General features: G+C 56.5%; 17 protein-coding genes and 2 pseudogenes. 6 read left to right on the forward strand and 13 right to left on the reverse strand.

Annotation, left to right across the window (positions count from 1 at the left end; genetic code table 11):
- Positions 1-29: 29 nt before the first annotated feature.
- From iscR to BLT98_RS07210, 6 genes are all read right to left on the reverse strand, one after another.
- On the reverse strand, positions 30-506 hold the full coding sequence (iscR, locus tag BLT98_RS07185; protein WP_034779566.1) for a Fe-S cluster assembly transcriptional regulator IscR: 477 nt from the start codon (positions 504-506) through the stop codon (positions 30-32).
- 204 nt (positions 507-710) lie between these two features.
- Positions 711-1,262, reverse strand: coding sequence for an NADAR family protein (locus BLT98_RS07190; protein ID WP_034779567.1), 552 nt, complete (start codon positions 1,260-1,262; stop codon positions 711-713).
- 38 nt (positions 1,263-1,300) lie between these two features.
- Positions 1,301-2,080, reverse strand: a complete 780-nt coding sequence (locus BLT98_RS07195; protein WP_092606162.1) for a uracil-DNA glycosylase family protein — start codon at positions 2,078-2,080, stop codon at positions 1,301-1,303.
- 137 nt (positions 2,081-2,217) lie between these two features.
- Entirely contained in the window at positions 2,218-2,868 is a 651-nt protein-coding gene (maiA, locus tag BLT98_RS07200; protein WP_092606164.1) for a maleylacetoacetate isomerase, read from the reverse strand.
- Between the two features lie 14 nt (positions 2,869-2,882).
- Positions 2,883-3,905: a fumarylacetoacetate hydrolase family protein gene (locus BLT98_RS07205; RefSeq protein WP_092606166.1), complete on the reverse strand. Its 1,023-nt coding sequence runs from the start codon at positions 3,903-3,905 to the stop codon at positions 2,883-2,885.
- A gap of 60 nt (positions 3,906-3,965) precedes the next feature.
- Entirely contained in the window at positions 3,966-4,499 is a 534-nt protein-coding gene (locus tag BLT98_RS07210; protein WP_092606169.1) for a VOC family protein, read from the reverse strand.
- A 126-nt stretch (positions 4,500-4,625) separates the two neighbouring features.
- On the opposite strand from BLT98_RS07210, the gene BLT98_RS07215 reads away from it, so the two are divergent.
- Together BLT98_RS07215 and BLT98_RS07220 are read left to right on the forward strand one after the other, a co-directional pair.
- A complete protein-coding gene (locus BLT98_RS07215) occupies positions 4,626-5,594 on the forward strand; it encodes a LysR family transcriptional regulator (protein WP_092606172.1) in 969 nt (322 codons plus the stop codon).
- Between the two features lie 61 nt (positions 5,595-5,655).
- Positions 5,656-6,246: a gamma-glutamylcyclotransferase gene (locus BLT98_RS07220; protein ID WP_092607027.1), complete on the forward strand. Its 591-nt coding sequence runs from the start codon at positions 5,656-5,658 to the stop codon at positions 6,244-6,246.
- Positions 6,247-6,438: 192 nt separating this feature from the next.
- On the opposite strand, the pseudogene BLT98_RS07225 reads toward BLT98_RS07220, so the two are convergent.
- The 3 genes and pseudogenes from BLT98_RS07225 to BLT98_RS07235 all read right to left on the reverse strand — a co-directional run.
- Positions 6,439-7,323: pseudogene (locus tag BLT98_RS07225) on the reverse strand (PA0069 family radical SAM protein); the annotation flags it as partial.
- A 183-nt stretch (positions 7,324-7,506) separates the two neighbouring features.
- Positions 7,507-7,896 (reverse strand): phospholipase effector Tle1 domain-containing protein, encoded by a 390-nt coding sequence (locus tag BLT98_RS07230; RefSeq protein WP_092606174.1) that lies wholly within the window; start codon positions 7,894-7,896, stop codon positions 7,507-7,509.
- 9 nt (positions 7,897-7,905) lie between these two features.
- On the reverse strand, positions 7,906-8,205 hold the full coding sequence (locus BLT98_RS07235; protein ID WP_139179138.1) for a hypothetical protein: 300 nt from the start codon (positions 8,203-8,205) through the stop codon (positions 7,906-7,908).
- 236 nt (positions 8,206-8,441) lie between these two features.
- On the opposite strand from BLT98_RS07235, the gene BLT98_RS07240 reads away from it, so the two are divergent.
- Positions 8,442-9,365: a hypothetical protein gene (locus BLT98_RS07240; RefSeq protein ID WP_139179141.1), complete on the forward strand. Its 924-nt coding sequence runs from the start codon at positions 8,442-8,444 to the stop codon at positions 9,363-9,365.
- A 222-nt stretch (positions 9,366-9,587) separates the two neighbouring features.
- On the opposite strand, the gene BLT98_RS07245 is transcribed toward BLT98_RS07240, so the two are convergent.
- The 4 genes from BLT98_RS07245 to BLT98_RS07260 all read right to left on the reverse strand — a co-directional run bounded on the left by BLT98_RS07245 (position 9,588) and on the right by BLT98_RS07260 (position 19,168).
- The gene (locus tag BLT98_RS07245; protein ID WP_092606180.1) at positions 9,588-10,760 is read right to left on the reverse strand and encodes a hypothetical protein; all 1,173 of its coding nucleotides are present in this window, start codon (positions 10,758-10,760) and stop codon (positions 9,588-9,590) included.
- Positions 10,757-14,506: a hypothetical protein gene (locus tag BLT98_RS07250; RefSeq protein WP_092606182.1), complete on the reverse strand. Its 3,750-nt coding sequence runs from the start codon at positions 14,504-14,506 to the stop codon at positions 10,757-10,759. Before BLT98_RS07250 ends, BLT98_RS07245 begins: the two co-directional genes overlap by 4 nt.
- A gap of 464 nt (positions 14,507-14,970) precedes the next feature.
- On the reverse strand, positions 14,971-16,128 hold the full coding sequence (locus tag BLT98_RS07255; RefSeq protein ID WP_092606184.1) for a hypothetical protein: 1,158 nt from the start codon (positions 16,126-16,128) through the stop codon (positions 14,971-14,973).
- 40 nt (positions 16,129-16,168) lie between these two features.
- Positions 16,169-19,168 (reverse strand): DEAD/DEAH box helicase, encoded by a 3,000-nt coding sequence (locus tag BLT98_RS07260; protein WP_092606186.1) that lies wholly within the window; start codon positions 19,166-19,168, stop codon positions 16,169-16,171.
- Between the two features lie 402 nt (positions 19,169-19,570).
- Between BLT98_RS07260 and BLT98_RS29475 the strand changes: the two are divergent.
- The 3 genes and pseudogenes from BLT98_RS29475 to BLT98_RS07275 form a co-directional block, all read left to right on the forward strand.
- Positions 19,571-19,732, forward strand: a pseudogene (locus tag BLT98_RS29475) (IS21 family transposase); the annotation flags it as partial.
- A 241-nt stretch (positions 19,733-19,973) separates the two neighbouring features.
- On the forward strand, positions 19,974-22,079 hold the full coding sequence (locus tag BLT98_RS07270) for a hypothetical protein (RefSeq protein WP_092606190.1): 2,106 nt from the start codon (positions 19,974-19,976) through the stop codon (positions 22,077-22,079).
- 466 nt (positions 22,080-22,545) lie between these two features.
- Positions 22,546-25,830, forward strand: a complete 3,285-nt coding sequence (locus BLT98_RS07275; protein ID WP_092606192.1) for a metallophosphoesterase — start codon at positions 22,546-22,548, stop codon at positions 25,828-25,830.
- Positions 25,831-26,043 lie beyond the last annotated feature (213 nt).

Consider the following 26,043-nt stretch of genomic DNA (forward strand, 5'->3'; position numbering starts at 1 on the left):
GCAATCAGCAACTGGTATTTTTGTCATTATCAACCGAGGGCGGCGTGGTTACGGTGCATCACCATCACGCTTTGTTCGGCAATCTTTTGTCTCTGCTGGTCGACCAGGTCCTGCAAGGACACAGAATCCAGATAATCGACCATTTTTTCGTTGAGTGTGGACCACAATTCATGCGTCATGCAGCGCGCACCCGTGGCCGCATCGGCGCCGTGGCAATGTTCCTTGCCGCCGCACTGCGTGGCGTCCAGCGGTTCGTCGACGGCGATGATGATGTCGGCCACCGTCACCTTGTCTGCACGGCGCGCCAGGCTGTAGCCGCCGCCGGGACCGCGGATCGACTCGACGATCTCATGCCGGCGCAGCTTGCCGAACAGCTGTTCCAGGTAGGACAGGGAAATCGACTGGCGCTGGCTGATACCGGACAAGGTGACCGGTCCCTTGCCCTGGCGCAGGGCAAGATCGATCATCGCTGTCACGGCAAAACGGCCTTTTGTAGTCAGACGCATACATCCTCTGGTCAACTGGTTTAAAATATTGCGGTTTTTCAACTCCTCAAACCCCGAGTAGTTGAATGATTTAGTCAAGTATAACAAATTCGGCGGGGTTTGTCAGAGCGCCCCTCGATGACCACAGGGCTGGAAGGGGCATGGCCGGCCGCGCCAGGCGCGGCGGCTTCAGGAAAACAACAGTCGGGAAATCGCAGGGCGTTCTCAGCCCCGTAAAGCGGTCCGCACCTTCATCAGTTCAAACCCCAGCAGGTTCAAGCCGTCCCAACTGGCGGGGTCCAGGATGCGCGGATTGTCCGACGCCAGGCCTACGCCCCAGATGCGGTCGACGGGACTGGCTTCGACGATGACGCGTTCGCCCGTGCCCAGCAAGAACTTGCGCAGCGCGGCCTTTTGCGAGAACTTGGCAAAATTGCCATCGAAGACGATGCCGGCACGTGCCGCTTCCCATACTTTGGCGTCAAAGTTCGCCACTTCGCGTCCCAGCTTCTTCACTTCCGACGGCCGCTCGGCCGCCACGATGCGCGCCTGGACGGCCGTGTCGCCAAACAGGGCCGCCTTTTGCGCCATCATGTAGTGCTCGGCCGTCGCATACGTCACGCCGGCCAGGCTGAACGGCGACGGAAACCACTGGCTGAAGCAGCTTTTGTCGGCCACCTGCGGCTGCGCCGGCGTGTGGCCCCAGAAATACAGATAGTCGGGCACGCCGCCCGCCGCGATCCACGCCTTCAATTCTTCCACGTTACTGATTTGCATATTCCCCGCACTTCCGCCAGACAGGCGATGATTCAAGCTCAAGCACGCAATAGTTGCATCGGGCCAAACAAGGCCTGCATGTCACGATTGCCGATAAAGGACAGATTATACGGATGTTCCGCCGTCACCTGCGGCAAGGATGCGGTCACCGGCAGGCGTTTGATGAGCTCGGCGATCTTGCCCCACAGCACCAGCTGCGGCGTGGCCGCCCCGCCCTGCTGCGCCAGCGCTTCCAGCACCACCTGCAGGAAGGGCAGCCAGCCGCGCGCATCCTGCACGGGCGGCACGTGGGAACGGAACACCAGCGCCGCGTTCAGCAGCAAGAAGCCCCGCTCCGTCATCTTGCGCTGCAAGTCGGGCAGGGTCTGGATCACGCCGCTGCCCGGCAACTGCGCGGCGGCCGCCACGGGCGCCATGGCCACGCCGGACGTGTCGCCACCCTGCAACTGGCCATCGGCCACCAGCAGCATCTTCATGAAGTTGCGCAGGGACGTGGCGCGGTTGACGGGCTTAGACAGGCCCGTCGCCGACCACAGGCTGCCGACGGCGCCATCCATGAAGCACACGCCCGTGGCGCTGTCGGCGCGCGGATACGGCCCCTCGCCCACCAGCACGTAGCGCACCTGTGCCAGCGGCAAGGCAAAGGCGGCAAACAGCCTGCCCTGCGTGGGCAGGTAATCGTCGACGGCCAGCGCCGGCAGGTAGGCGGGATCGGCCGCCATCACGGCCTGCAAGCCGCGCAGGAGGATGGGACGCCAGGAAGCGTGCGCCAGGGACAGGGCATCGGTGATGCTGGCAGGAACGATTGTTGCGGTCATGGGGCGTGAAGTATTTGGGCAAACGCAAATTGTAGCCTACCGGCAAGCTGGTACTGACTGCCCAAAATCAAGCACGCATAAAAAAGCCCCGGCCTGCATGCTGGCCGGGGCGGTTCGCGGCTTGACGCGGATCAAACTTATTCTGCGTCAGGCTGCTGCGACGGATGCGCGGCGGCAAACGCAGGCAAGCCGGTGCAATGCGCGTGAATGCGCGCCACGCGCGGGTACGGCGCCAGGTCGATGGCGAAACGCTGTGCATTGAATACCTGCGGCACCAGGCAGCAGTCGGCCATCGTCGGGCTGCCACCATGGCAGAACAGGCCCGTGCCGGCCGGGTCGCCCTGCGCCAGCAGCGCTTCCACGGCCGCCAGGCCCTCGGCCATCCAGTGGCGGTACCACTCCTGCTTGGCCTCGTCCGACAGCCCCAGGGTATTTTTCAGGTATTTCAAAACGCGCAGATTCGTCAGCGGATGGGCATCGCAGGCGATGGCCAGCGCCAGCGCGCGCACCCTGGCGCGTCCCAGCGCATCGGCCGGCAGCAGCGGCACGGCTGGCCGCGTCTCGTCCAGATATTCCAGCATCGCCAGCGACTGCGTCAGGATGGCGCCATCGTCGTCGAGGGCAGGCACCAGCGCCGACGGGTTGACGGCGCGGTAGGCGGGCAGCAGTTGCTGGCCGCCGTCCTGCAACAGATGCACGGGGATGCTGTCGTAGGCGATGCCCTTCAAATTGAGGGCGATGCGCACCCGATAGGCGGCCGAACTGCGGAAATAGGTGTACAGCTTCATGGGGCGCCCTCCCCTCAGGCGCGGCCAGCGTACGGGGCCACGGTCTGCTCGATGCTGCCGAAGATGCTGGCACCGGCCGCGTCGCGCATCTCGATGCGCACCGTGTCGCCGAACTTCAGGTAGGCCGTCTTCGGCGCGCCGTGTTCGATGGTTTCATACATGCGCACCTCGGCCAGGCAGCAGTAACCGACGCCGCCGTTCCCGATGCTGGAGCCAAACAGGTTGCCCTGCTTGTTCGACACGGTGCCCGAACCGACGATGCTGCCGGCGCCCAGTTCGCGCGTCTTCGCCGCATGCGCCACCAGCTGGGCAAAGTTGAAGGTCATGTCTTCGCCTGCATTCGGCTTGCCGAACGGTTTGTCGTTCAGGTCCACCAGCAGCGGCAGGTGCAGCTTGCTGTCCGCCCAGTCGGCCCCCAGCTCATCGGGCGTGACGGCGACGGGCGAAAACGCGCTGGCCGCCTTCGACTGGAAGAAACCGAAACCCTTGGCCAGTTCGCCCGGGATCAGGTTGCGCAGCGAGACGTCGTTGACCAGCATGACCAGGCGGATCGCCTGCGCCGCGTCGTCCACGCTGGCGCCCATGGCCACGTCGCCCGTAATCACCGCCACTTCCGCTTCCAGGTCGATGCCCCATTCTTCCGACAGCGCGAAGATCGGGTCGCGCGGACCGATAAAGCTGTCGGAGCCGCCCTGGTACATCAGCGGGTCCGTGTAGAACGAAGCCGGCACTTCCGCGTTGCGCGCCTTGCGCACCAGTTCCACGTGGTTGATATAGGCGGAACCGTCGGCCCACTGGTAGGCGCGCGGCAGCGGCGAGTGGCACAGCGCCGCGTCAAAGGGCTGGGCGTCCGGCGCCTGGCCTGCATTCAGGTCGGCGTAGGCAAGTTCGAGCTTGGGCGCGACGGCGTCCCAGTTGTCGAGCGCCGCCTGCAGGGTGGGCGCGATGGCGGCCACGCGCTGGTACTGGCGCAGGTCGCGGCTGACGAGGATCAGGGCGCCGTCGCGGCTGCCGTTTTTCAGGGTTGCGAGTTTCATGGTGTTCCTTGTTCTGTGTATTTCAGAGAGTGTCGGTTTGCAGCATTCAATCTGCTGCGCTCAGGCTTCCGCCGGCGCGTGCATCCAGGCGGCGTGCTTGGGCGCGCGGCGCGTCTGCGACCATTCTTCCAGCATTTCCCATTTGACGGCGTCCAGTTTGGCCATCATTTCAGGCGTGCCCACGTTGGCCGCCAGTTCCAGGCGGTGGCCGTTGGGGTCGAAGAAATAGATCGACTGGAAGATGGCGTGATTCACGGGACCGAGCACCTCGATGCCGCCGGCCACCAGCCGCTCCTTGGCGGCCAGCAGTTCGTCCATGCTGCCCACTTCCAGCGCCAGGTGCTGCACCCAGGCCGGGGTATTGCGGTCGCGGTCCATCGGCGGCTGCGTCGGCAGCTCGAAGAAGGCCAGCACATTGCCCTGGCCCGCGTCGAGGAAGACGTGCATGTACGGGTCCGGCGCCTTGGTCGACGGCACCAGGTCTTCCGCGATGGCGAGGACAAAATTCATGTTCAAATGCTTGACGTACCACTCGACGGTCTTCTTCGCGTCGATGCAGCGGTAGGCGACGTGGTGGATTTGCTTGATCTTCATGTGCTTGTCTCCAATGGATGGCGCCCTGGGCGCAATGGCTGGCCTGTTTTTCAGCTTTTCACCATTAGAATCGAGTTCCAGCTATCATACAAACAATTTTTAACCATTGATTTATCGGATTATCTTATGAGTCCCAGCCTGCGGCAGATGCGCGCCTTCGTGGCACTGGCCAAGACCGGCAGTTTTACCCTGGCCGCCGAATACCTGCACGTGACGCAGTCCGCCTTGAGCGGCTTGATCAAGGAACTGGAAAGCGTGCTGGGCGTGCGCGTGGTCGAGCGCAGCACGCGCAAGACGCAGCTGTCCGAAATCGGCCGTGAACTGTATCCGCTGTTTGAAAAGATGATCGAAGACCTCGATGGCGCCATGGCTGGCATCGCCCAGCGCAAGGCCCTGAAGACAGGCCTGGTGCGCATTGCCGCGCCGCAGATGATGGCGTGCACCCTGCTGCCGGAAGTGATCGCCGCCTACCGGCAGGCGCACCCGGACGTGCAGCTGCGCCTCGTCGACTGCCCCGTGGAAAACGTGTCGGCGCGCGTGTTCAGCGGCGAAGTCGATTTCGGCATCGGCCCCGAACGCGATCCGACGGCGGAAATCGCCGCGCAAGTGCTGTTCGAAATGCCCTTCGTGCTGGTCTTTCCCGAACAGCACCCGCTGCGGCAAAAGGAAAGGGTCACCTGGGCCGACGTGGGCGACCACCCGTTCATTTCGCTGCAGGGACAATTTACGGAACGCCTGCTGCGCGACATGCACGGCGCGTTTCGCGAGCTGTCGCTCAATCCCTATAACGAAGTGACGTTCATGACGACGGCGCTGGCCATGGTCAGCGCCAACCTGGGCATCACGGTCTGCCTGCCGTACGCGGAACCGATGGTCAAACTATATAATTTGCACATGCGCGCCCTGCACGAGCCGGAACTGACGCGGCGCTTTTTCGTCTACACGAAGACGGGACGATCGCTGTCGCCGGCGGCCGAAAGCTTCATGGCCTTCCTGTTCCAGTTCGTCGAGACGCACGAATGGAACGTGGGGGCGAACGGCGGCGCAGCACGTGTGGCCTTGCCTGCGGACGGTTCGGCCGCCGCCCCTTTATAATGGCGCATCACTCCATACCGCCCGCACCATGACCCAAGCTGCCCTGAACGAGCTGTCATCCATCGACGCCGCCACCATCGCCATCAACCAGCGCATGAACAAATTCGACGGCCATGCACAGGTCTGGCTGTTCGGCTATGGCTCGCTGATCTACAAGGCCGATTTCCCCTACATCGAGCGCCGCCCGGCCAGCATCGCCGGCTGGACGCGGCGCTTCTGGCAAGGTTCGCACGACCACCGCGGCACGCCGATGGCGCCGGGCCGGGTCGCCACCATCGTGCCGCAGGCGGGCGCCGTGTGCGACGGCATGGCCTACCTGATCACGCCCGAAGTCTTCGCCCACCTCGACCACCGCGAAAAGAACGGCTACCTGCGTTTAGCCACCGACATCACCTTCGACGATGGCAGCAAGGTCGAAGGCCTGGTGTACATCGCCAACGAGGAAAACGCCGCCTTCCTCGGTGCCGCTCCGGAACTGGACATCGCGCGCCAGATCGCCCGTTCAAACGGCCCCAGCGGCCCGAACAGCGAATACCTGCTGCACCTGGCCAGCGCCCTGCGCGAGCTGGGCAAGAGCGATCCCCATGTCTTTGCCATCGAACAACATCTGGCGCAGATGCAGGCACAGACACAGAATAACGCGGCAGGATAACGCCCCAAGATAGCACCGCACGGCAGCACCGTGGCACCCTGCCGTGCCCGGGCAAGACCCTGCATCAAGATTCCCGGACGATGGCGCGCCGCTCCCGGTGACCTGCGGCAATCCCCCGGCCGCAGGTCAGCGTCGCCCGCCTTTCAGCTTGTGAGCGCGCCCCAGCATTCTCGGCCGTGACAATGACTTAACTTAAAACAAATCCAGCTGCCCCGCATTGCCATTTTTTACTTTCGCGCCCAGCGGCGGCACCACCAGCGGGCGGCGAAACTGCGTGCAATCGAGCTGCTTGAAGCGGCCGCCCTTGCCATGCAAGCCCAGCCGGTGCACCGCCTTTTCAAAGCGCTGGCGGATGAGGTCGGCCCATACGCCCTCACCCCGCATGCGCGCGCCGAATGCGCTGTCGTAATCCTTGCCGCCACGCATTTCGCGCACCCGGTTCATCACGCGCTGGGCCCGTTCGGGGAAGTGTGCTTCCAGCCATTGCTGGAACAGGGGGCTCACTTCCCACGGCAGACGCAGCACCACATAATGGGCGTGGATGGCGCCCGCGTCGCGCACGGCTTCGAGCAACTGCTCGATTTCCGGTTCCGTCACGAACGGAATGATGGGCGCGATGCTCACGCCTACGGGGATGCCCGCCTCCGTCAGGGTGCGGATCGTGCGCAAGCGCCGCGCCGGGGCGGCAGCGCGCGGCTCCAGGGTACGCGCGATGGCCGGGTCGAGCGTGGTGACAGTGACGGCCACGGCCGCCAGGCGCCGGGCCGCCATCGGCGCCAGAATGTCGATATCGCGCTCGATCAGCGACGATTTCGTGATCAGCGCCACGGGGTGGTCGCATTCGTGCAGCACTTCCAGCACGCGCCGCGTCAGCTGCCGTTCGCGTTCGCACGGCTGATACGCATCGGTATTAACGCCCAGGGCGATCGGTTCGGGCACATAGGATGGCTTGGCCAGTTCGCGCCGCAAGAGTTCGGGGGCGTTCACCTTGGCGTAGATGCGGCTTTCGAAGTCCAGGCCCGGCGACAGGCCCAGATAGCTGTGCGTGGGGCGGGCAAAGCAATAAATACAGCCGTTCGTTATGTCGACCCGATTTGTTCACATACTCAATTAATGCATTGAATATAAAAGACTAATTCCAACTTCGTAGACACCGTGCGTTCATGAACAATTGCTTTAGCCAGAAGTAGGGGTAGAGGGAATAGTCAGCCAAAACGAGCAAAGGCGCATACCCAGCCGTAGTTTGGTCTCGCTTGCTCGCTATGCAGACTGAACTGGTTTTCTGCCGCTTACTGAAGCTGACGGCCAGATACAGCCGGTGTCCGCCAGGTTGAGGAAATGCCGCGCCGAGGCGGCGCCCCGGCTGAAGCCGATCACGTAGACATAGGGCACAACGCCGCCATTCGCAGAAGTGTCCGCCTTGAGGTCTAACAACGCGAACCCGGCGCGTTCAATGGTGCCGTGGCCGGTCGCGCCGTCCCACAGCCTGAGCAGAACCCACTCTCGCGTGCCAACGCCTTCGTAATAGTGGGGCTGCACCAGCGGATCGGTCAGGGCGAGCTCCGCCAAGTCGTTGGCCAGTTGCACAGGCACTGTGCGTGGCGGGTCCGGGTCTTCCTTATCATTCCAAGTACCGTCGAAGACGGCCACGAAAACTGGTCAGAGTTTACCGTCAATGGAGTACCACACATCAGGAACCCAGAGCGACTCAAGCCGCCGCGATGCGATCGTCCACTGATTCATCTCGGGGATGGTCAACGTAAGGCGTCCGGCCGTTCGAGCGGCGTCTATCGGCTTCGCGTGGCCCGTCTGAATGGCCTGGGTCAATGCCAGTTGCTGGTCGGTGAAGGCGCAGCTAGGGGTCCAATTGATGCTAAAGTCGAACTCCTGAGCGTGCAATGTCATTGCCAGCAAGCCTAGCATCAGGGCCGAGATCGTTTGGGCGAGTGAAGGATTCATGTGCCTGTCAGTTTATCAGCATGCGGCGTTGGAGTTATGCTGCAGAGCACTAGTAATGGCAACTGCACAGTCGACTTGAGGTGGCGTCATAACATAGCCTCAAACCACCTTGCCTTCGATCAGCAGCAGCTGATGCGGCTTCCTTCATCGATTTTTCAGCCATCACTGCGTATCGCTTATTGTGAGTTTTCAAAGGCGGCCATCTGCCGCTCATCACCTTGCTTATGGGAGTTTTAATGAGTCGCCTCAAGTGCATTTATATCGACTGGAATATTTTTCAGGACCTGATCCAGGCCCGCAAGAGCCCGCGTCTGGCGGAGAATCTGGACGCAGGCAAGGCAAAGGGCTACGCGCTCCCCTATTCGCACGCCCACCTCAGTGACTTGCTGAGATGCTCCAGCTTAGAATGGGTGAAAAAAGATCTGGACCAAGTCACAGCGATCACTGGCAGTTGGTGCGTCGGCCCACAGAAGGATGGCTCTGGATTTGGCTTGGACCGTATCCGGCCACATTTGGTGTACGAAGCCATGGCGCGGGAGGCGCAGCAGGCTGTACCGAACTCTAGCAACTTCCAATTTCCACCCTACACTGTGGACGTTAGCAAATTATCGGCTGACAACGTGATCCGGCCTTACCTGCAACAATCAAACAACTTGATGTCGCCGGCTGTGTTGCAATGCTTGATCAACGACATCCTAGAGCGGGGACTCGACGACCACAAGCTGCAAAAGAATTTCCGGGAATCTTTCACCGAAGTAGTCAGACTGAACCAACCCAACAACAAAGAAATCGCGGCCTGGCCGATTTACCAGTATTTGCTGGCATCCGCAGAGGAAATTGAAGACAACTTCATGACCATCTTCCGTTCATTCCTCAGCATAGACGGAAAGTCGCTGGAAACCATCAGCGAGGAAGATAAAATTCGGACGGCGTATGGAATATTGGACTTCTTCCCTGTTTTCAAGGAAAAGATCGAAAGAAAAAACAACCTGAACAATATGATCACCGATGGCCTGCATGTGTATATCGCAGCGCAATGCGCCTATTACATTTGCGGAGACCGCAAGTCCGTTATCAAGGCCAAGATGGTTTATCGCGCATTCCGCATACCGACCAAGGTGTACTACGTCGACGACTTTATCCGCAACGTTGAACTGTGACGTAGGTACGAACAGCCGGTAGCTGAAGCTGGCAGCATCACCCGGAACCAATGAGGTGACCGCATGAAAGTGATCGATCAGACATGGACATCGTTTTTGCTTGCTGATCGCGTTTTCTTTTGCGAATCAAGGCAAGGACTGAAATTCCAGCGCTACTGGCCCGAAATGCAATTCGCTAGCGCGGATCACACCTCGCATCAGCTTGCTCGGTACGACGGACTGCTAGCGCAACAGGTCAGGCAAATCATAGAGCAACTGCAGCGCTTCCGGCCAGCCTGCATCAGCGAACAGATCAAGTATCGCAACCAAATTATTACGATGAAGCTCGTCTTCGAAAATTGAGCGATAGTCGGCGAGGTAGCGGCGGACGATGCCAACGATGACGCATATGGCGAGCGATTCGTAGTGATACCCCTGCTGCTCTCCACGCCCGACGAGGATCGCATGCAAAGCAACAAAAACAGCCGATGGATTACCTGGGATCAGAAATTCGTACAACTCGATCACATGGTGCAGCGCCTCCGGGTTGCGGCTGTTGGCCAACATCTCTAGAACGCCGGAATAATCTGCAAGAAAGCGCGCCATGGAGTTGGCATCACGCAGACCGGGGCCGTCTTCGATGTGGTTTTTCCCTAAGGCACCAGAACCGAAATAGAATTGGTTGATCGTGTGCAGGACTACAGATTCCGCTGCTCGGAATTGCTCGATCGCCTGCTGCTTGTCGACTTCGGATGCCGTATCGAGGGTGGCTGTGGCATAGGCGTTGGCTGAAATTCTGCTTACGGACGAGAGGATAACTTCGATTGCATGCTGTGCACGATCGTTCATGGCAGACGCTTCGGCCGTAGGAGTGGGTTCATAGCGGCCGAAGAATGCCGCGCGCAACGCGCCGACGAATGCGGTGAGCAGGTTGTTGAATCGCAGAGGATCGGTGGCCCATTGTGCCAGCCATTCGCGCACCTGGTCCCGTGCCTGTCCAACAAAGAGCTGCGCAGTCCAAGCGCCAAGCTGTTCACACAGCTCGTTGATACCGGACATATTATCAATATGGCCTTCGGCCCATCGAGTGGCGGCAACGACCAACATTATCTCGCAGCGTTCGGGGGCAGCATGGCAGTAATAACGCATGGAATTCAGGCAAGATGCCAGGACGTCGGCATTGGTTTCCAGCCTCGCAATCCGCTCCGCCATTGCCCACATCCGCTCGGGCGCCGTATTTCCGACGATCGCGAGGTTCTGCGCGGCCTGCAAGCGTACGGCGGGTACAGGATCTTCGAGTACGGCGTCCAACCGATCCACGATGAGTGGATGAGTGGAAGCGTAGTGCTCTGCAAGACACATCCAAGCTTGCGCAGCGTCGACCCTCACGTCCCAACCGCCCCAGAAGATAGTCATGACGTTTCCTCCGGCGAAAGCGGATAAGGGCTTGACGATAACCGATCGAGCGTCGAAAACATAACGGCGAGTTCAGGCATCCCATTCTGTCCCGGCGTATAGTTTTTTTCTGACGCCACTCGCACGACAGCGTTCGCTATATGTCCCCAAGCTGAATGGCTGGTCCGCTCATGGATTGCGGGCGAGGCGTCGAGCAGCGCGAGCAGTCCGACGGCCAGGTTCCAAAGCGCCACCAGCTGCGGCGCTTGACTGCCGGACGACGTCTGCTTGACCAGGGTGTTAAGCGCTTCCGACGCGTCCAATAAGTTGCGATCTGGACCAGCGTCCATGTCAACGCCGGCGCTGCGCAGATGATCTCGCATGCGAGCGTCTTGGTCCACGGAGGTTACGCTGACGCTGAATCCAGCCACGTCGCCAGCTGAGCTAGGGCTTTCGGCGGTGGCACGGCGCAAGGCCACCAGCCGCTCTGACTGGAGCGTTTCCTCGGGCACAGCTTTCACAATGCGGCTGAGGATCGAATGCCAGCGAGCCAGCTCGTCCTCTCCGGCGAGGCGCGACTCGTCCAGCACCATCGTCTCGAAGCGGAAACGCGCCTCCGGTGGCCTCGATGGCCAGACCGCAGCAACAAATTTTTCCGCATCTCGGCACGTGCCCGGATGCTCAAGCATGTCCGGTCGCTCGAACAGCGGCCAAAGCAGATCGCCGACGTCGCCAACACGTTCCGCACCGACGCCCAGAATGCGCGCCCAGACCGAAGCAGTGGCATATCCGTTCGAAGCAGCTGCAACACAGGTGTCAAACAATTCCGTTTCACAGCGGCGCAGGAACTCGACAAATTTGTGCAGCAGATCGTCCGTGCGGTGCGATATGCCCGCCTGGCTCCAGTCGCTGTATTCGTAGGGAGCGCCGCGCAATGCAATCGACACAGAACCGAGATTGAACCGGCCGACATCTGGAGCATTGGCGCTGCGGCGGACGGCATGCTGGCCGATCAAGGCATCTATTAGCGCGCGGGTGCCGTGATACGGCGAGATTACAAGGACCTCCCCGATCGCCATGGCGAGCAAGTGGAAGCTGCTTTCATAATCCTGCCGCCGCGTGGAAGTGAGCCTTAGGATACGGTCGCTGCCCATCGACGACGCAGTCGTGTCTGTGATCGTCTGCCCGTAAAGCATGGCATAGATTTGTACAGTGAAGTCTGGATCCGCGCGAGTAATGGACTTGATCTGCATGGCGAGCCAGCGCGCCTCGCGATCGGCATTTTGCGAGAAGTGGGGTTCACGCAAAATACGATCTAGCAGGGCACGCGAGGCGGCCGCTTCCGAAGCGAAGCTCTTGCCGACGAATTCGATGAACATCGGGGTAAACTGTGTCAATTGCGCCGATGCCGTCCATCCCAGTTCGAGCAACGCGCGTGCTACCTGGCCAAGCACACCAAGGAGCGTGGAATCAGCTAAGTCCCCATGGTCGAACAGCGCCTTTAGCAGCAAACGGGCAGGATCGATGAGCAACCTCTCTTGCGTTGCGACGAGTGCTGCTGCGAGATGCGCCCATGCCTGCGCGGCGGGCGGGGTGAGAACCCGGCGCTCGGCAATGTTCATCGAAGCAAAACGGGCCAGCCGACGAACCTCGGCAGCCAGTGCGGGGTCACCCGGCGTAGCGACAATGCGCGCCGTCAGGCCGGCCAAGTCTCCCTGTTCGCGAACATTTTCGACGAGCGTGCGCAGCGCTACGTTGCCCAGCACCGGGTCGACACCGCCAGCGAACAGTCCCGCGATCAATCGCCAAATGCGAGGTCGCCCCGCGCTGTCGTCCCGCCACAGCCGCTCGACGGCAAAGCGCAGCGCCGGAGCTAGCATCAGTGCGGTCGACGTATCACAGGCAAGCTGGGTTCGCAATGCATCCGGGTCATCCCATTCCAGGTAAAAGCGGCCGGTGACGTGATCGAACAGTACATGGTGCGCGAAGCTCACCAGCTCGCCCGCTTCGGCAAGTACGCCAGTTCCAATCACGGAATCAAGTCCATCGTGTTCGACCGCGATCTTGCGCACAGAGAGGCGGCGACTTCGCACCATCACGGACGCCGCCCCACGGGCTGCACGTCGCAGGGGTGTGGAATCCAAGCGCTCATTCTCATAGGCATCGATCAACCCCGACTGGGTGCCAATTTCGGCGAACGCAGACGGTTCGGTGCCACTGGCAAGCAGTTGAGCGGCCAGCGACAGATTGAAAACATTGCGCAGCAACTCGACGAACTGGGGGGGCGCCGAAGTTAATAAACCAGCCAGTACAGGTGATGCTGTCGATACCATCCCAAGGTCGGCGTCAGAGAGGTGCGGCACCGCAAAGTGACGAACGCCTGCCAGTCCCTGTTCCATAGGTAGCAAAACGTCCGGCGTCCCAGCGAAGGCTTGCCGATAGCGACGTCCACTCTTGAGGTCGAAGGTGCGGATCGATGCGACGACGGTCCATTCGCCTGAGAGCCGGGTTAGTACCTGTTCAATGAGCGTTGCGAAAACTCCCTCCGCATGACCCCCGCGTGCCGCATCGAGAGCGTCGATGAACAGTATCCTGCGACCGGCGCCAGGAATGGCCGCCAAGATGTCCAACAGCCTGTGGCCAAGCCCGAGTTCGGAATCCACGTCGGCGGCGATCGCTACGCCAGGGAAACGATCAACCGACAGGAACACGACAGTGTCGCCCGCAGCCGCCAGTGTGGCCGCCGCGTGAACCAGAGCGCCAGTCTTGCCCGCACCAGGTTCGCCGACCACCAGCAATGAACCATCCCGTATTGCTGTAAAAAGAAGGTCGCTGCATTCGCGTGCGATCGAAATGCCGACACCGAGGGGTAAGGCGCCATGCACTGCAAGGCGCGCGAGCTCGTTGCTCGTAGCGTCACGCAACCTAGCGATATCGGCATCGAATCCCGGTACTCCAGTATCGTTATGGCCGCGCTGGCGCAGCGTACGCAGCAGTCCGGTGCGATCCGCCGGCGCACCGCTGCTGATCAAGCCGCGCACGATGCCCTTCAAATCACGCAACGGCGCATCGCCGTTAGAATCGCCGCCGTACAGGTGACGGCCCAGCAACTGGGATGCTTCGCGCCAGTCGCGGTCGCCCTCGTCCATCGAGAAACGCGCGACATGAAAAATTCGCGCCAAATCTACCAGATCAGCGTCCTGCGGCTCCATTCCTCGGAGTGCTGTCCAGACAGGCTTCACGGCCGCCTCTAGGAGATCAAGTGCGGCGCGCTCAGCCTGATTGCGCTCGCCACACGTTACCGCCCAGCTACCACCGCTATCGAACGCACGGCAACCGGCTTCGAGGACATCAAGCGTCATCGGCGAGTCGGCGCGTACAGCTAGTACAGCGGCGTTGCTGGCTACACTGGGAAGGCAGCCGGACGCCTTCTCATTTGCAATCCATTTCGCTACCTGTCCGACGGTTTTCGCTAGCGCCGAGTCAGCACTAGTACCAAGACTGGCCCTGGTCTTACATTGCAAATGCAGCATGCCGTCATCCGACTGCGTGACTTCGATATCGTCAAGGGCACCGCCAGTTTCGAGACGTATCGCAACCGGCAGCGCCTGATTGTTGATGCCGAAACGACCGCCGACAGGAAGACGAACGAGGATATGCACTGCGAGCCAGGTCGCCACCTCGGCCTGAAAGGCCATACCAGCTTCGGTGGCGCGGCCGCCAGCATTCATCCGTGTGATCGGAGTAGGCGTGGGCATCAACGTCATCAAAAGCTTCCTTTATGAGCACTTGCGATGCCTAATTTTAACATTTAGCATTGGATTGATTTCTATATAAATCCCATCGGAGGTTGCTGAAAGAAGCTCACAACTCGCACGGAGATACCCGCTAGAGGCGAATCTAGACCACGCGGATGCCGCGCGCCATACACTACTACGATCTTGCACCAGCCTCATCCGGCATAGGTAGCCAAACACATATCTTTGCCGCAGTCAAACAGACGCATAACCTTGCCGAATGGCGAAGTTATGAATACAGGCACACCCAACGACGCCGACAGGCAGCTAGACCGCCAGTTATAAAAAATTTCCCATGGGAATTAGTGGAAATTATGTGTGGCGTATAATTCCCCAATAGCAACATCTTCGCCCGTCCTCCCCCCTTGGGTACACAGCAACTCAGCTGACCATACTCATCTGTTCCCATCGCAGTGAAGCGCTTTTGACGGCACTCAAATCAAGGCCGCCAACCCTTCTTTGACATTAGAAGCGACTCGACAACCATACAGGATATCAAGTGCAACGTGCTTAGCAGTTACCATTGCCCTCAAGCTACGCTCGGTAAGAAACACCTCGCAGTACGCCAGCGCAGCGCATGCGTGGTGAAAATCGTGAAAGTCGTTTGCTTCGAGCTGCTGGGTTTTATTCCATCGTGCTGCCGCGTGAAGACATGTGTTTATATGCAGCGTCCGTAGTATATTCTTGCCATCGTCTTCCTCGACTGCTTTAAAGAGGAAAACTTCCCACTGCTGCACTAGACTGCTCCACTCCGGCCCCTCACGCGGCACCGAGCGTCCAGTAACCCGCTCCACCATCTTGGAAACAATATCAGCCCCGATTGGGGCTATCAGGTTAAGGACACCTCTAAGCTCGATAGCGTAAGTTTTTTGGAAGCTTTTCAGTTCATGCGCATGTTCAGCGTTGCCTGCATTTAAACGACCGGCGAGGTAGTCAAAAGACATATCGGGCGGCATGGAATCCCCCAAGATCCGGACTATTTCCGATAAGGGACGTGTCCACATATGGTCGAAAAATGCTTTTTGCAATGCGAGCTCAGTTGCGTCATCAAACCCTGTATTAGTGGGATGGATGTGGCCGAGTACATAGCTGAGCTTTGACCAGACAAGATGCCGGATCGGGACTGGATTGCGCTTTTCGGCCTTCGAACGAACGAAGTACTCCAGCTCCAATTCGATCCGCTCATCGTACGCGATCAGTGAAATGCCAAGGCTAAGCTCATCAATTAGCTTAGCTGTGGCGAGTCTTGTTGCCGAATCTTCCTGTTTGAGTAGCTCTGCGAATGTACTTTCGCTAATCGGACAGAAAACAATGCCTGATTCCACAGCCTGCTTGATTTGCGCCAATAATGCAATCTCATCAGGGGCGCTTCGCTCGCCTGCAGCGACGCCTCTGAGAATGATCCAAAACTTCTGATCGAGATAGATGGCTCTGCGGGATTGAAGCGACTCTCCAAGCTCTCTTTGACGGCGTCGCACATGCTCACCTAGCGATACATCCGGCGATGCCAGATGTTCCTCCACTCCATACGTATCGTTATTAGCCATGTTCAGGCGATCTTTACCTTTAATGCGTACTTCAACGAATATCATTTATCCAAACTATTCGTGCTCCTGCGCAGTATCATGCTGTTCATGCTTGGGGCCTCAACAGCGACGCGCTAGTTGGACCAATACATGCGTCTAGCTGGCCTACGTTCAAGTCGTTCACGGCTTCTGGCGTCAAGCATCCGGCGTTGAAAAGCCCGAGGTATTGCCCCCTGATCAGAGCGATCGGCAAGTTTGTGAGCGGCAGCGCACCGGCCGGAAGGCCGAATTCGAGTCGTTGCAGGACTTCGTCGAGTCCCGCCAGGAACGTGGGCTGGTCCGGGAAGAGCGCCGACAGGATTTGGTGCGTCGACCGCAGGTGAAAGCGGGTTGCGTCGGCGATTCCGATGATGTTCCCATATCCGACAGCGCCTCCGAATGGCGTGGTCGAGAACCGCTTCTCCAACACGTCAACGGGGGTGCCCTCGATCCAGTCGTACAAGAGCGCCGCGCGCTTGCATCGGCACCAGAACTCAATCTCGTCCCGGCAATATCGCTGCAGTGCCTGCGTCATCGCATGCCCATAACGCTGCGCCACATCATTGGCGCGCACGCTTTCCGACCGCCCCCGTTTCATGACCGGTGTGTAGATCGCATCCATTTCGTCGAGGACCTGCACCATCGCCAGCACCTGGATGGGCGACGTCTGTGAGGCGTTCAGTTGTTTCATCAACTCGACCAGCCGCAGGCTCGACTCAAACGACAAGGACGAAGCGCCGCAGGCGCGTCCGAGCAAGGTCAGGTGGATGAACTCGCCCTCTCGCTCGGCCAGCCCGGCCTGCAGCAGGCGCTCGACCAATGCAGTGACTTCATGCTCCACGATCGCGATCCATTGCGGGTTTGCGCGTGATGCAGAGTAGCCGCCGAACGTGTTGACTAGGAGGCCAGGAATTTCGATGGCGCGCACACCCCGAACCTGGCTAAGCAAGCGTAACGTCCAGGTTGGCAGGTCGCGCTGCTGGAAGGATGACTTCACGTCTTCCGGTACGCCGAGCACGTACTTCTGGAACAGTTGCGCACGTTCCATCGGCGTCTCGGCGAGGATGATGGCCTTGCCGATTTCGTTGTATCCGAGCCGTCCCGCCCGTCCCGCCATGTTCTTGTACTCGGCGACGGCGAATGGGCGGCCATCCTCACCGACGAACTCGTTCTCGGCCAGGATCACCGTCGATGCCGGGGTGTTGATACCAGCCGCCAGCGTCGTGGTGGCCACCAGCGCATGGATACCGCCACCAGCGTTGCGGTATCCTTTCTCAACGGCTTCGCGCTCCGCGCGCAAGAGATTGGTGTTGTGGAACGCAGTGCCCCCCGCAAGGCATTCCCGCAGATCCTGCGAGGCGCCGGTCAGATCCTGAGTCGGCAGCACGTCCAGGACGGTCGTCGCGGGACCCAGGCCCAATTCCTTGGACAAGTATTTGGCGCAGCCCTGTGCCGGACCACGCATGTTGCGGAAGACCAGCAACTTCTCGCCCTGTGCGACCAGTTGCTGAACAAGCGGCACGATCACGTCTTGCGAACTGGGCTTATCGCGACGCTGCACGATGTGATGTGCAGGCAACAGGGCTTCGGTCTTGGTGGTGCCGTCCGCATCGACGAACTGGAACGTCCCTCGCCGATCGAGCACGCCCTCGACCAGAGGCACAGGCCGCTCGCGGGACATCAGCAAGGGCAGATCGAGCCAGCGATCGAAGCTGTTGAGGTTCCCAATGACCGCCGACAAGATCACCAGTTGCGGCTCGATGCCGCGCTGACGCGCCCGCAGCAGAAGCGCGAAAATCAACTCGACCGTAATCCCTCGATTCGGGTCCGTGATGAACTGCCCCTCGTCAAGTACAACGAGGCCGAGCTGGTTTAGCAGACGCGGCGAGCCGAGCGCCAGATTGAGAAAAGTTTCGTAGGTGAAGAAACCCAAGTCATAGCGACCTCCCAACACGGGGCCAATGCCATCCGTTGCATCACCGCTGCACCGTACGACGCGTAGCCCTGCGGGTCCGTATCGCTCGCTAAATTCCTCGAACTTCTCGTTTACTAGCGCGCGATATGGCAGTAAAAACGCGGCTTTCTTACCGGCTGTGACTGCCTGAATCGCAGCCAGTTCACCGATCATGGTCTTACCCGAGCTGGTCGGCGCGACCACCAGCAGCGATCTGCCGGCCAGTACGCCGTGTTCGTTGACTGCCTTGAGTTGCAGCGCGTTGAGACCGCGCGGGAAGTCCGTCGTCCACTGATCGACGATTTCTGGTGGAAAGCCGTGCGCGGAAAATTCCGCAAACGATCCCGACATTTGCTGGACCGCTCTAGCCGGGAAAGCAGCGGCGTAGTTGTCACCGCGCTTGAGAGTCGGAAACACGAGGCCACCCTGGACGTTGCCCAGGAATACAGGCGTCTGTGTCACGCTGATGCGCTCGGCCTCGACACGAGCCAGCCGGATGATCTCGCCGGCGACTTCCGGAAAACTGACCGAGTCGCCGATCGCACCCGTCAACGCCTCGATCACTGCGTGCGTGAGCAATCCATGTCCAGTGCCCGGCTGCTCCCAGGCGGATTCGTTGGTTGCACAGGCGGCAAGCAGAATGCGCCCCTCGCCGTAAATCCCGGTCAACGCAAATGCGCTTCGCGAGCGCGATGCAGCCTCCAGCACGCGCGCAGGCGCCTGCCCGCTAAAGCAACAGTCAAGCACGCACAGCACCGCGCGCGCCTTTGTCGCCTTGAAAGCATCGGCCAAGCTCGCCATCGACAGGCCTGTACCGGAAAGATCGGCTGCGTTGGTATCGAACAAGACTAGGCTTCCATCGGGAGAACCGTGGCCAGCGAATGTAATGACGACAACGTCGTCCTGATCTGCGGTCGACAACGTTCCGAGGATGGCCTGCAAAACCTCTGCATGCGTAGCGGCTTCATCGACAAGCAGTCTGCCAGCCAGGTCTTCGACGGTGTCGGTAAACAGTGCCCACAACGCGGTTGCATCGCGGCGAGCCCCACCTAGCTCGGGAATCGTCACATCAAGGTATTTGTTTATGCCGATGAAGATCGCTTTGTTTGCCACGCTACTCCCTATCCGATTCTCTTAGCAACCAACTCAACAGCCTAGCAGTTTTCCCACGAGAAAAATACGTACTTTGTCACCGTTGAGACTTTGCCACTCTAGTCTGTGGAAAAGAAGATTATTCAAAACGAATTGCCCGTTCAGATAAACACAAAAGAACTTAGAACAAATCCAACCGTCCATTTCCATGCCTAACCGCCGCCGGCACCAACAACGGCGGCCGGAACCGCCCGATATCAAGTTGGCGGAATCGAATCATGCGTTTTTCCAGTCCCAAGCGATGCACGGTTTTTCCCACCCGCTGTTTGATCAAATCAGCCCACACGCCCTCTCCGTGCATGCGCGTACCTGCGCTCGGAAACCATAGAGCTTACCTACGCTGAGCGGCGCTCCAGCCGTGCCATCGACAAACATGCGTTCCAACTTTCAGCGCTCCTCAAGACTGAGGCGGCCAAGTCCCGCAAGCAGCGGCGCACGCTGAAGCAGATCCATGAGGACTTGAAGGAATTGGGGTTCGAGGGGTCTTACGACAGGGTCGCGGCGTTCGCGAGGGTGTGGCGGGAGGGTCAAAATGAGAGGGTCAATCCTACCAGCAAACGAACATACAGCACTTGTCAGCGCTGCCGACTTCTGTTCTAATATAGGAAAAGGGCAGTCACTCTCCTGGACCAGTCGCGCAATACTGTGCCAAAAGTGAATTTCTTCAGTTGTATGTCACATCAAACTGTATTTTTTTCCCCTAAATGCTGTAGACCCAGGCAATGCGCGACGTCTGACCAAGTCTACGACAATCGAGGAGAATCAAATGCACGTTCCCCCTACCATTTCCCAAAAAACTACCGAGTTGTTTGCACCTGCAGTGATCCGTGCGGCTACGCAGGCGCTGAATCAGTTCACGCCACCGTCCGATGTCCTGCCGTCTGACGTCAAAGTCAAAAATTTTGCTGATGCAATTCAAAGTACGGGCAAGATGTTGGGCACGAAAATCGCACGCAATATCGCACTAAACGCTGCAGCACACATCCTGATGCACAAGCCATGGCATGCAGTTAAAACATCCGGTTCCGACAAGCCGCTCGCATACTCGATCTCATTGATTGTCCTCGGTGGCCAGCATAAGCCATGCGAGATTTCCGCAGCGACTGCTGGCGAGATGTGCAGTGCCGCCGTAGAGCAAATTGTTCCGATGCTGTCAAAAAGCCAAGGTGCGGTGATTGACATGAAGCGCACGCCGTACAACCTGACGTTGACCGTTACAGATGTCAACGGCCCCTCTTTCATCATTGACTGTCACGGTCCGCTCGTACCGGACGACCACGTGCGCTTCACCCATCGCTTCGAGGAAGCCTTGATGACACGCGCACCAACCGTCTTACTCAACTATGCTTTGCTCCCGACGAAAGCTAAGCACGGCGCCTACACGCAGCCCTTCTTCCGCGTTACCTCTGTCGAAGATGCCCATCGTTCCACACAATTAGTCGGCGAATTGGATCTCTTCGAACTGTTTGCGAGCGCGCGCATGTCCAACATGGATACCCGTGCCGACACGATTATGACCGCGGTCGGTACGGCCCGCGTGCAGGTGGCGTTCCTCGACTATGGTGAACCCTTCGCAAAAGAGTATGTCCCGATAACCGCAGGCCAGTTGAACAAGCTCTGGAAGCGCTATCACCTGTGGAGTGGCGAAATCGGTCAGCCAGTAAACGACATAGTTAAAACTTTGAAGGAAAAACGCCGCTCGCCGGCACTGAACTTGTCGGACACCGGTGGCCAACCGGGCGAAGTATCGTTCGCTGTTAGCGTTGCCGCCCGCCTGCCGATAACGCTGGCTCTCGGTAACGATTTCATGGACGCAGCGATAGCCAGCAACAACCTTCGGACGACAAGTGACATCCTGCTTCACACGGTGCGCCCTCTGATACCGGACCATGTTGAGCTGCTGAAGCAGAAGGTGGAGGAAGCATCCCCTGGCTGGCCGGACCGCCTCGACAAAAATAGCTTCGCTGCCATCCAGCCATTGCCTAACGAGCTGATGGGCTGGAAAATCGGCGTAGACAACACTTATATTGCGCTTGGATACTGGGCCCATAGCCAAGAAGTAGTCGGCACTAGCGGGCGTTATTCCGCCCGCGAATACAGCACTCGCATCGACGACTACAATCTGGCCACTGCACTCAAGGACGGTGCCATCAGCACAACCACCCCCTGCCCCTGCTGCGCTGAACCCGCAGTTGCCATCGTGACGATGCTGCCCACAAGTAACTCGTATGGTGTGTGGGCAGTAAATTGCAACAGCTGTGGTCACCATGAGAAAGTCTCGGATGCACCAGACCAAAACTTCGAATCGAGTCTGCCAGCCTTCACTTGCGGTTGCCGGACATGCGTTGCGCGTGGTCACGAGTTGGCTCAAGTGTTCAGCCCGAAGGCTCTACATTTTGCATCACATCTGAACAAAGCCCTGGTGTTGGCAGCGGACAACTTTGCGGCTTCGACCCCTGGCTGGCGGCTGGACGACGATAACATGGCGCGCTTCGGTGAAGACCAATACGGCCGCTACTACGAACGAGTTGTGCACGTTGCCGGTATTGCGGCCGGTGAGCCTATCTACCGGCACCTCCCGGCAGAATACACGGAGATGAAGCGCAAGGGTCTTGCAAGCTCTGCGCAACTACAGAGCCAGCACGGCTTCGACCGTAAGCTGACTTATCGCGCACTACCGGCTTTGGACGACAACGATATCAGCAAGGTGTACGCGTACTCCATGGCCTGCGCAGGCTTTGATCCAACGGACGTGGCCTCGTTCCGCAGCTGGGCGTCCAACACTCTGACGTTTGCGATGGTGTGCACATTGCAACTGCCCCTCATTGCCACTGTTCGCAAGCACATCGCAGCCCCAACAAGCGCGGCATAATCTACAGATCGGTCACTTTCAGTAGCAAACTCCCCATGCAGCTGGAGTGACCTCCGCATCTGCCACGTATATTGCGACTTACAGGACTGGCGCCCATCACACGCCCCTCCGGCTCCTCAGTTCGCGGCGCCCCCATCTCAGCGCGAAAACAAGTTACTTATGGCAACTGAATTTTTTTAGTTTGGCTTATAAATAGCTGAATTTTAATGAAAAATTGGCCTATGTGCGTTTCTTTAATCCCATGAACAAAGTACTTTTTGAAAATTTGACCACTAGTCAAAACTACTTGAGCGAACCATAGCTGCTAGTCAAATGTGCAAAGTCTGGGAACACTCTCAAAATTGCGTATAGCTTGGGCACCAATGCGGAATTTTTCTTTCAACATCCAAGTGAATAAAATTTTCGCGTAGACAACATCAGCAAACGCTTGTAGACTAATTTCTTTTATGCAACATGGGTCAATGAAATGAAAGAATTCAAGTGGCTTCACCTTACAGATTTGCACGTTGGACAACACTCTCATAATTGGCTTTGGCCCAATTTGAAAAAGATATTTATAGATGATTTAGAAAGAATTTCCAAAAACTCAGATGGCTTGGACGCCATAATTTTCTCTGGAGACATAACTCAAAAAGGTTTAATTAGCGAGTTTGATGCATTTACAGCCTTACTTTTAGACCTATATGAAAAATTAGATAAATGGGGCTACAAACCGGGATTCTTTTGCGTTCCGGGAAATCATGATCTAGTTAGACCCGATCCTGAATTACAAGAATCTCTACTCTTAAAACGATGGAAAACAGAACCCTCCGTTTCAAAACAATTTTGGAAAAATGAAACAAGCTCCTATAGAAAGCATATCGACGCTGCCTTTCAAAACTACACTAACTGGAAGGGAAAAATAAAAACGCTAGGAATTCCTATTCTGCCAACTAAAAATGGGATAATCCCTGGTGACGTATCCGCTAGCACCAAGTTCGGAGAAGTATCAGTTGGGTTTATTGGCTTAAATTCAACATTTTTACAATTGGGCGATGGTGATTATAATCAACAGCTCGATTTAGATATCAGGCAACTACTTGCTGTAACCGATGAAAATCCCGATGAATGGTGTTCGCAACACGACGTGAATTTTTTAGTTACTCATCATCCAACAGGTTGGCTCAATCCTGAAGCCAAGAAAAATTTCGATACTGAAATTTATCCGCCAGAGAGATTCACTGCTCACATATTCGGCCACATGCACGAATCTAATTCGCAGACAATATCCACTGGCGGTGGCCCAAGCAGAAAAAGCGTTCAGGGCCCCTCAATTTTCGGTTTGGAATATCTTGCAGATGGTACTACAGCGCGCCTTCACGGTTACACGGTGGGAAAAATTTCTATTGAGGAAAACTCTGCCGAATGGAAGCTGTGGCCGCGAATTACTCACATTCGTGGTGATGGTGCACGCAATTTTATTCCCGACTTTAATCACGCAATCATTCCCGGCACAGAACACACATCTGAACCATTAAAAATTTCCACATCGAGCATTACTCGCGATTCACAGCAACTTATTTCTGATATCGAGAGACAAATTACAGTTACTTCAATCAATGAAGTAACAGTAAATTCTGGCTTTCTTGAGGCCACAAAATATAACATTAATCAAGCCGATCAGCATATCGGGATTCGCGTTCCAGCCCAACAAGCGTGCATAGCAGCCATTGCGTTAGAACGCATGGTTTGGATTTGCACAGATTGGGGATTAGGAACGGATGGTTTTTTATATTCCGTGGTGAAATCTATGGGATATCAAGAAAATCCAATATATCGTATCGATTTAGGAAACTACATCAAACGTAGTGAATTTCTAGAGCGATTCCCCGAACTTTATGGCTGCTCGTTTTCCGAGTATTGTAAAAACCTATTACAAGTAGGTCCAGCAATTCTTATTTTTGATGAAGCACCATCTGACAATATCTATGAATCCAATATAGTTTCCGACGTTGAAAGCTTAGGGAATATGGTCCTGGATTTTTGCCCGCAGGTTACTATACTAGCTATCACTCGTGTCCCTCCTACAACAGGAAAATTTAGCAAAATAAGCTTAACCCCATTGGACGAAGTAGAGACGAGGGCATATGTTTTATCTCACAAAAACTGCCAAAGTGACATAAAAAATCCATCTTCAATTAGCGAAATTCATAAATTAACTGGCGGAGTGCCAAGTAAAATTGAAAAAGTTCTAAAAAGCCTTCGTGTAGTAAACCTGTCTGATTTACAGGTTGGCGGATTGATTACAAATCCCTCCGAAAGTGAAGTCGTCCCGCGTGCACTCTCCACAGCGATAGAGGCAATTTTTAATTCTCTCGATAGCAACCTTAAACGTACGGGTTTAATGTTGAAGCTCCTCTGCATTCTTCCACATGGAGAAACTCTTCAAAAAATTCGCCGCTTTGATTCGGAGTATATTTTTTACGAAACACAAGCTGTTACTTTATTAGAATATGACCTAATTGAGATTAGAAATGGTTTTGGCGTAATTCCAAACGCCAGTAGCAGGGAAAACAAAATAAAGTTATTATTTGCAAAAGCTGCTGTTAGAGAGTATGTACTATCGTTGCTCAGCGAAAAAGAAATCGACTCTCTAACAAAAAAGGCAATGTCACTTTATTTTGAAGAAAATCGTTCTTCAGGCCTATGGAAAATAAAATCCCGCGAAGGCTTTAAAATATCAGAAGATGTGACCACTTTGGATAATGGCCACGAATTAGTTCTTCGCATATTATCGCTGGCGGTGCTAAACTCACAAAACTCTCGCATTAAAACAGCGCTTAATCTTGCCCAAATATACTGTGCAGAATTGCTAACCGGGAAACATTATAGAAGTTGTACGGCTGCATGCGATGCTGTACTTTCTACGGCAGGAACCGAGGCAAGCAATTATGGAAATGAAGTACTTTCCATACGATACATGCTGGCCAAAAGTTCTCGAATGCAGGGAAACCATCAGCGCTCAAGACAAATCTTAGAAGAATTGATAGAGCATGAATGGCCAAAAGATCTCAAAATTTCCCTATTATTAAATTATGCTTTATGCCTACAATCATTAGATGACCCAGGAGCAATTAAAGCTGCAGAAGATTTAATTAAACTCTCTCCAAAATCAAATGCCGCAATCCAAGCTCGAGGAATAATTATTGAGTTGAGTACTCAGGATGATTCCAAAGCAAAGCTATTAAAGCTTGAGGAGCAAGCCAAAAAAAATGGTGCGATCACCGTTCGCAACAATCTTATTCTATCGAGAGCAGATTCTTATTCCGACGACTCTGACATTCTGGGCGTATTGCAAGAGGTTGTATCAAGCTCTATCAAGGATCGCGACCCATATAATGCTAGTCGTGCGGCAGTGAAAATTGCAACAATTTCAATTGAAAGAAAAACCAAGCTTTCCAATGAGAATATCAATACTTTGGTTAGCGCATATCAGTATTTTTATGGACAACGCTTCGATACGCTTTTTTTGAGATCACACAAGGCGCTTTGGGATATTTTTGAAAGTACCGGAGACATCCAAAATTTACTTAGCTTATTCAAGCATAGTTCGTTTATTTGGCGTTTGAATGGAAATGAAGATCGAGAGAAGCCTTATGTAACTAGAATGATTAGATCAGCAGCGGGCCTTCTCAAGTCCAACATAATTACAGCTGATCATGACACTGCGTACTTTATTGCTCGCGCCAAGCAAGTGAAAAAATTGAAATGATACTTATGGGTTTACTGAACTAAAAACTGATCTGCTTCCCACAACGCTAATGCCAGAGAACCGCGAGAGCAGCGACGAGGTGGAGCAGATCAACCCTCACATGAAAGAGTTGGCTTATGCAGAGTCTTACAATTTCTGGTAGCAAGAGAGGAATCAATACAGGGAACAAACGAACATGGATACAAGTTTTTTCAACGCCGACCATGGGACGCG

This window comes from Janthinobacterium sp. YR213 (assembly GCF_900099875.1).
Lineage (GTDB): Bacteria > Pseudomonadota > Gammaproteobacteria > Burkholderiales > Burkholderiaceae_D > Janthinobacterium > Janthinobacterium lividum.

Bases quoted from the DNA above. Each gene is read 5' to 3' on its own strand.
- iscR (WP_034779566.1), bottom strand. From the start codon at position 506: ATGCGTCTGACTACAAAAGGCCGTTTTGCCGTGACAGCGATGATCGAT.
- BLT98_RS07190 (WP_034779567.1), bottom strand. From the start codon at position 1,262: ATGCAAATCAGTAACGTGGAAGAATTGAAGGCGTGGATCGCGGCGGGC.
- BLT98_RS07195 (WP_092606162.1), bottom strand. From the start codon at position 2,080: ATGACCGCAACAATCGTTCCTGCCAGCATCACCGATGCCCTGTCCCTG.
- maiA (WP_092606164.1), bottom strand. From the start codon at position 2,868: ATGAAGCTGTACACCTATTTCCGCAGTTCGGCCGCCTATCGGGTGCGC.
- BLT98_RS07205 (WP_092606166.1), bottom strand. From the start codon at position 3,905: ATGAAACTCGCAACCCTGAAAAACGGCAGCCGCGACGGCGCCCTGATC.
- BLT98_RS07210 (WP_092606169.1), bottom strand. From the start codon at position 4,499: ATGAAGATCAAGCAAATCCACCACGTCGCCTACCGCTGCATCGACGCG.
- BLT98_RS07215 (WP_092606172.1), top strand. From the start codon at position 4,626: ATGAGTCCCAGCCTGCGGCAGATGCGCGCCTTCGTGGCACTGGCCAAG.
- BLT98_RS07235 (WP_139179138.1), bottom strand. From the start codon at position 8,205: ATGAATCCTTCACTCGCCCAAACGATCTCGGCCCTGATGCTAGGCTTG.
- BLT98_RS07240 (WP_139179141.1), top strand. From the start codon at position 8,442: ATGAGTCGCCTCAAGTGCATTTATATCGACTGGAATATTTTTCAGGAC.
- BLT98_RS07245 (WP_092606180.1), bottom strand. From the start codon at position 10,760: ATGACTATCTTCTGGGGCGGTTGGGACGTGAGGGTCGACGCTGCGCAA.
- BLT98_RS07250 (WP_092606182.1), bottom strand. From the start codon at position 14,506: ATGACGTTGATGCCCACGCCTACTCCGATCACACGGATGAATGCTGGC.
- BLT98_RS07255 (WP_092606184.1), bottom strand. From the start codon at position 16,128: ATGATATTCGTTGAAGTACGCATTAAAGGTAAAGATCGCCTGAACATG.
- BLT98_RS07270 (WP_092606190.1), top strand. From the start codon at position 19,974: ATGCACGTTCCCCCTACCATTTCCCAAAAAACTACCGAGTTGTTTGCA.
- BLT98_RS07275 (WP_092606192.1), top strand. From the start codon at position 22,546: ATGAAAGAATTCAAGTGGCTTCACCTTACAGATTTGCACGTTGGACAA.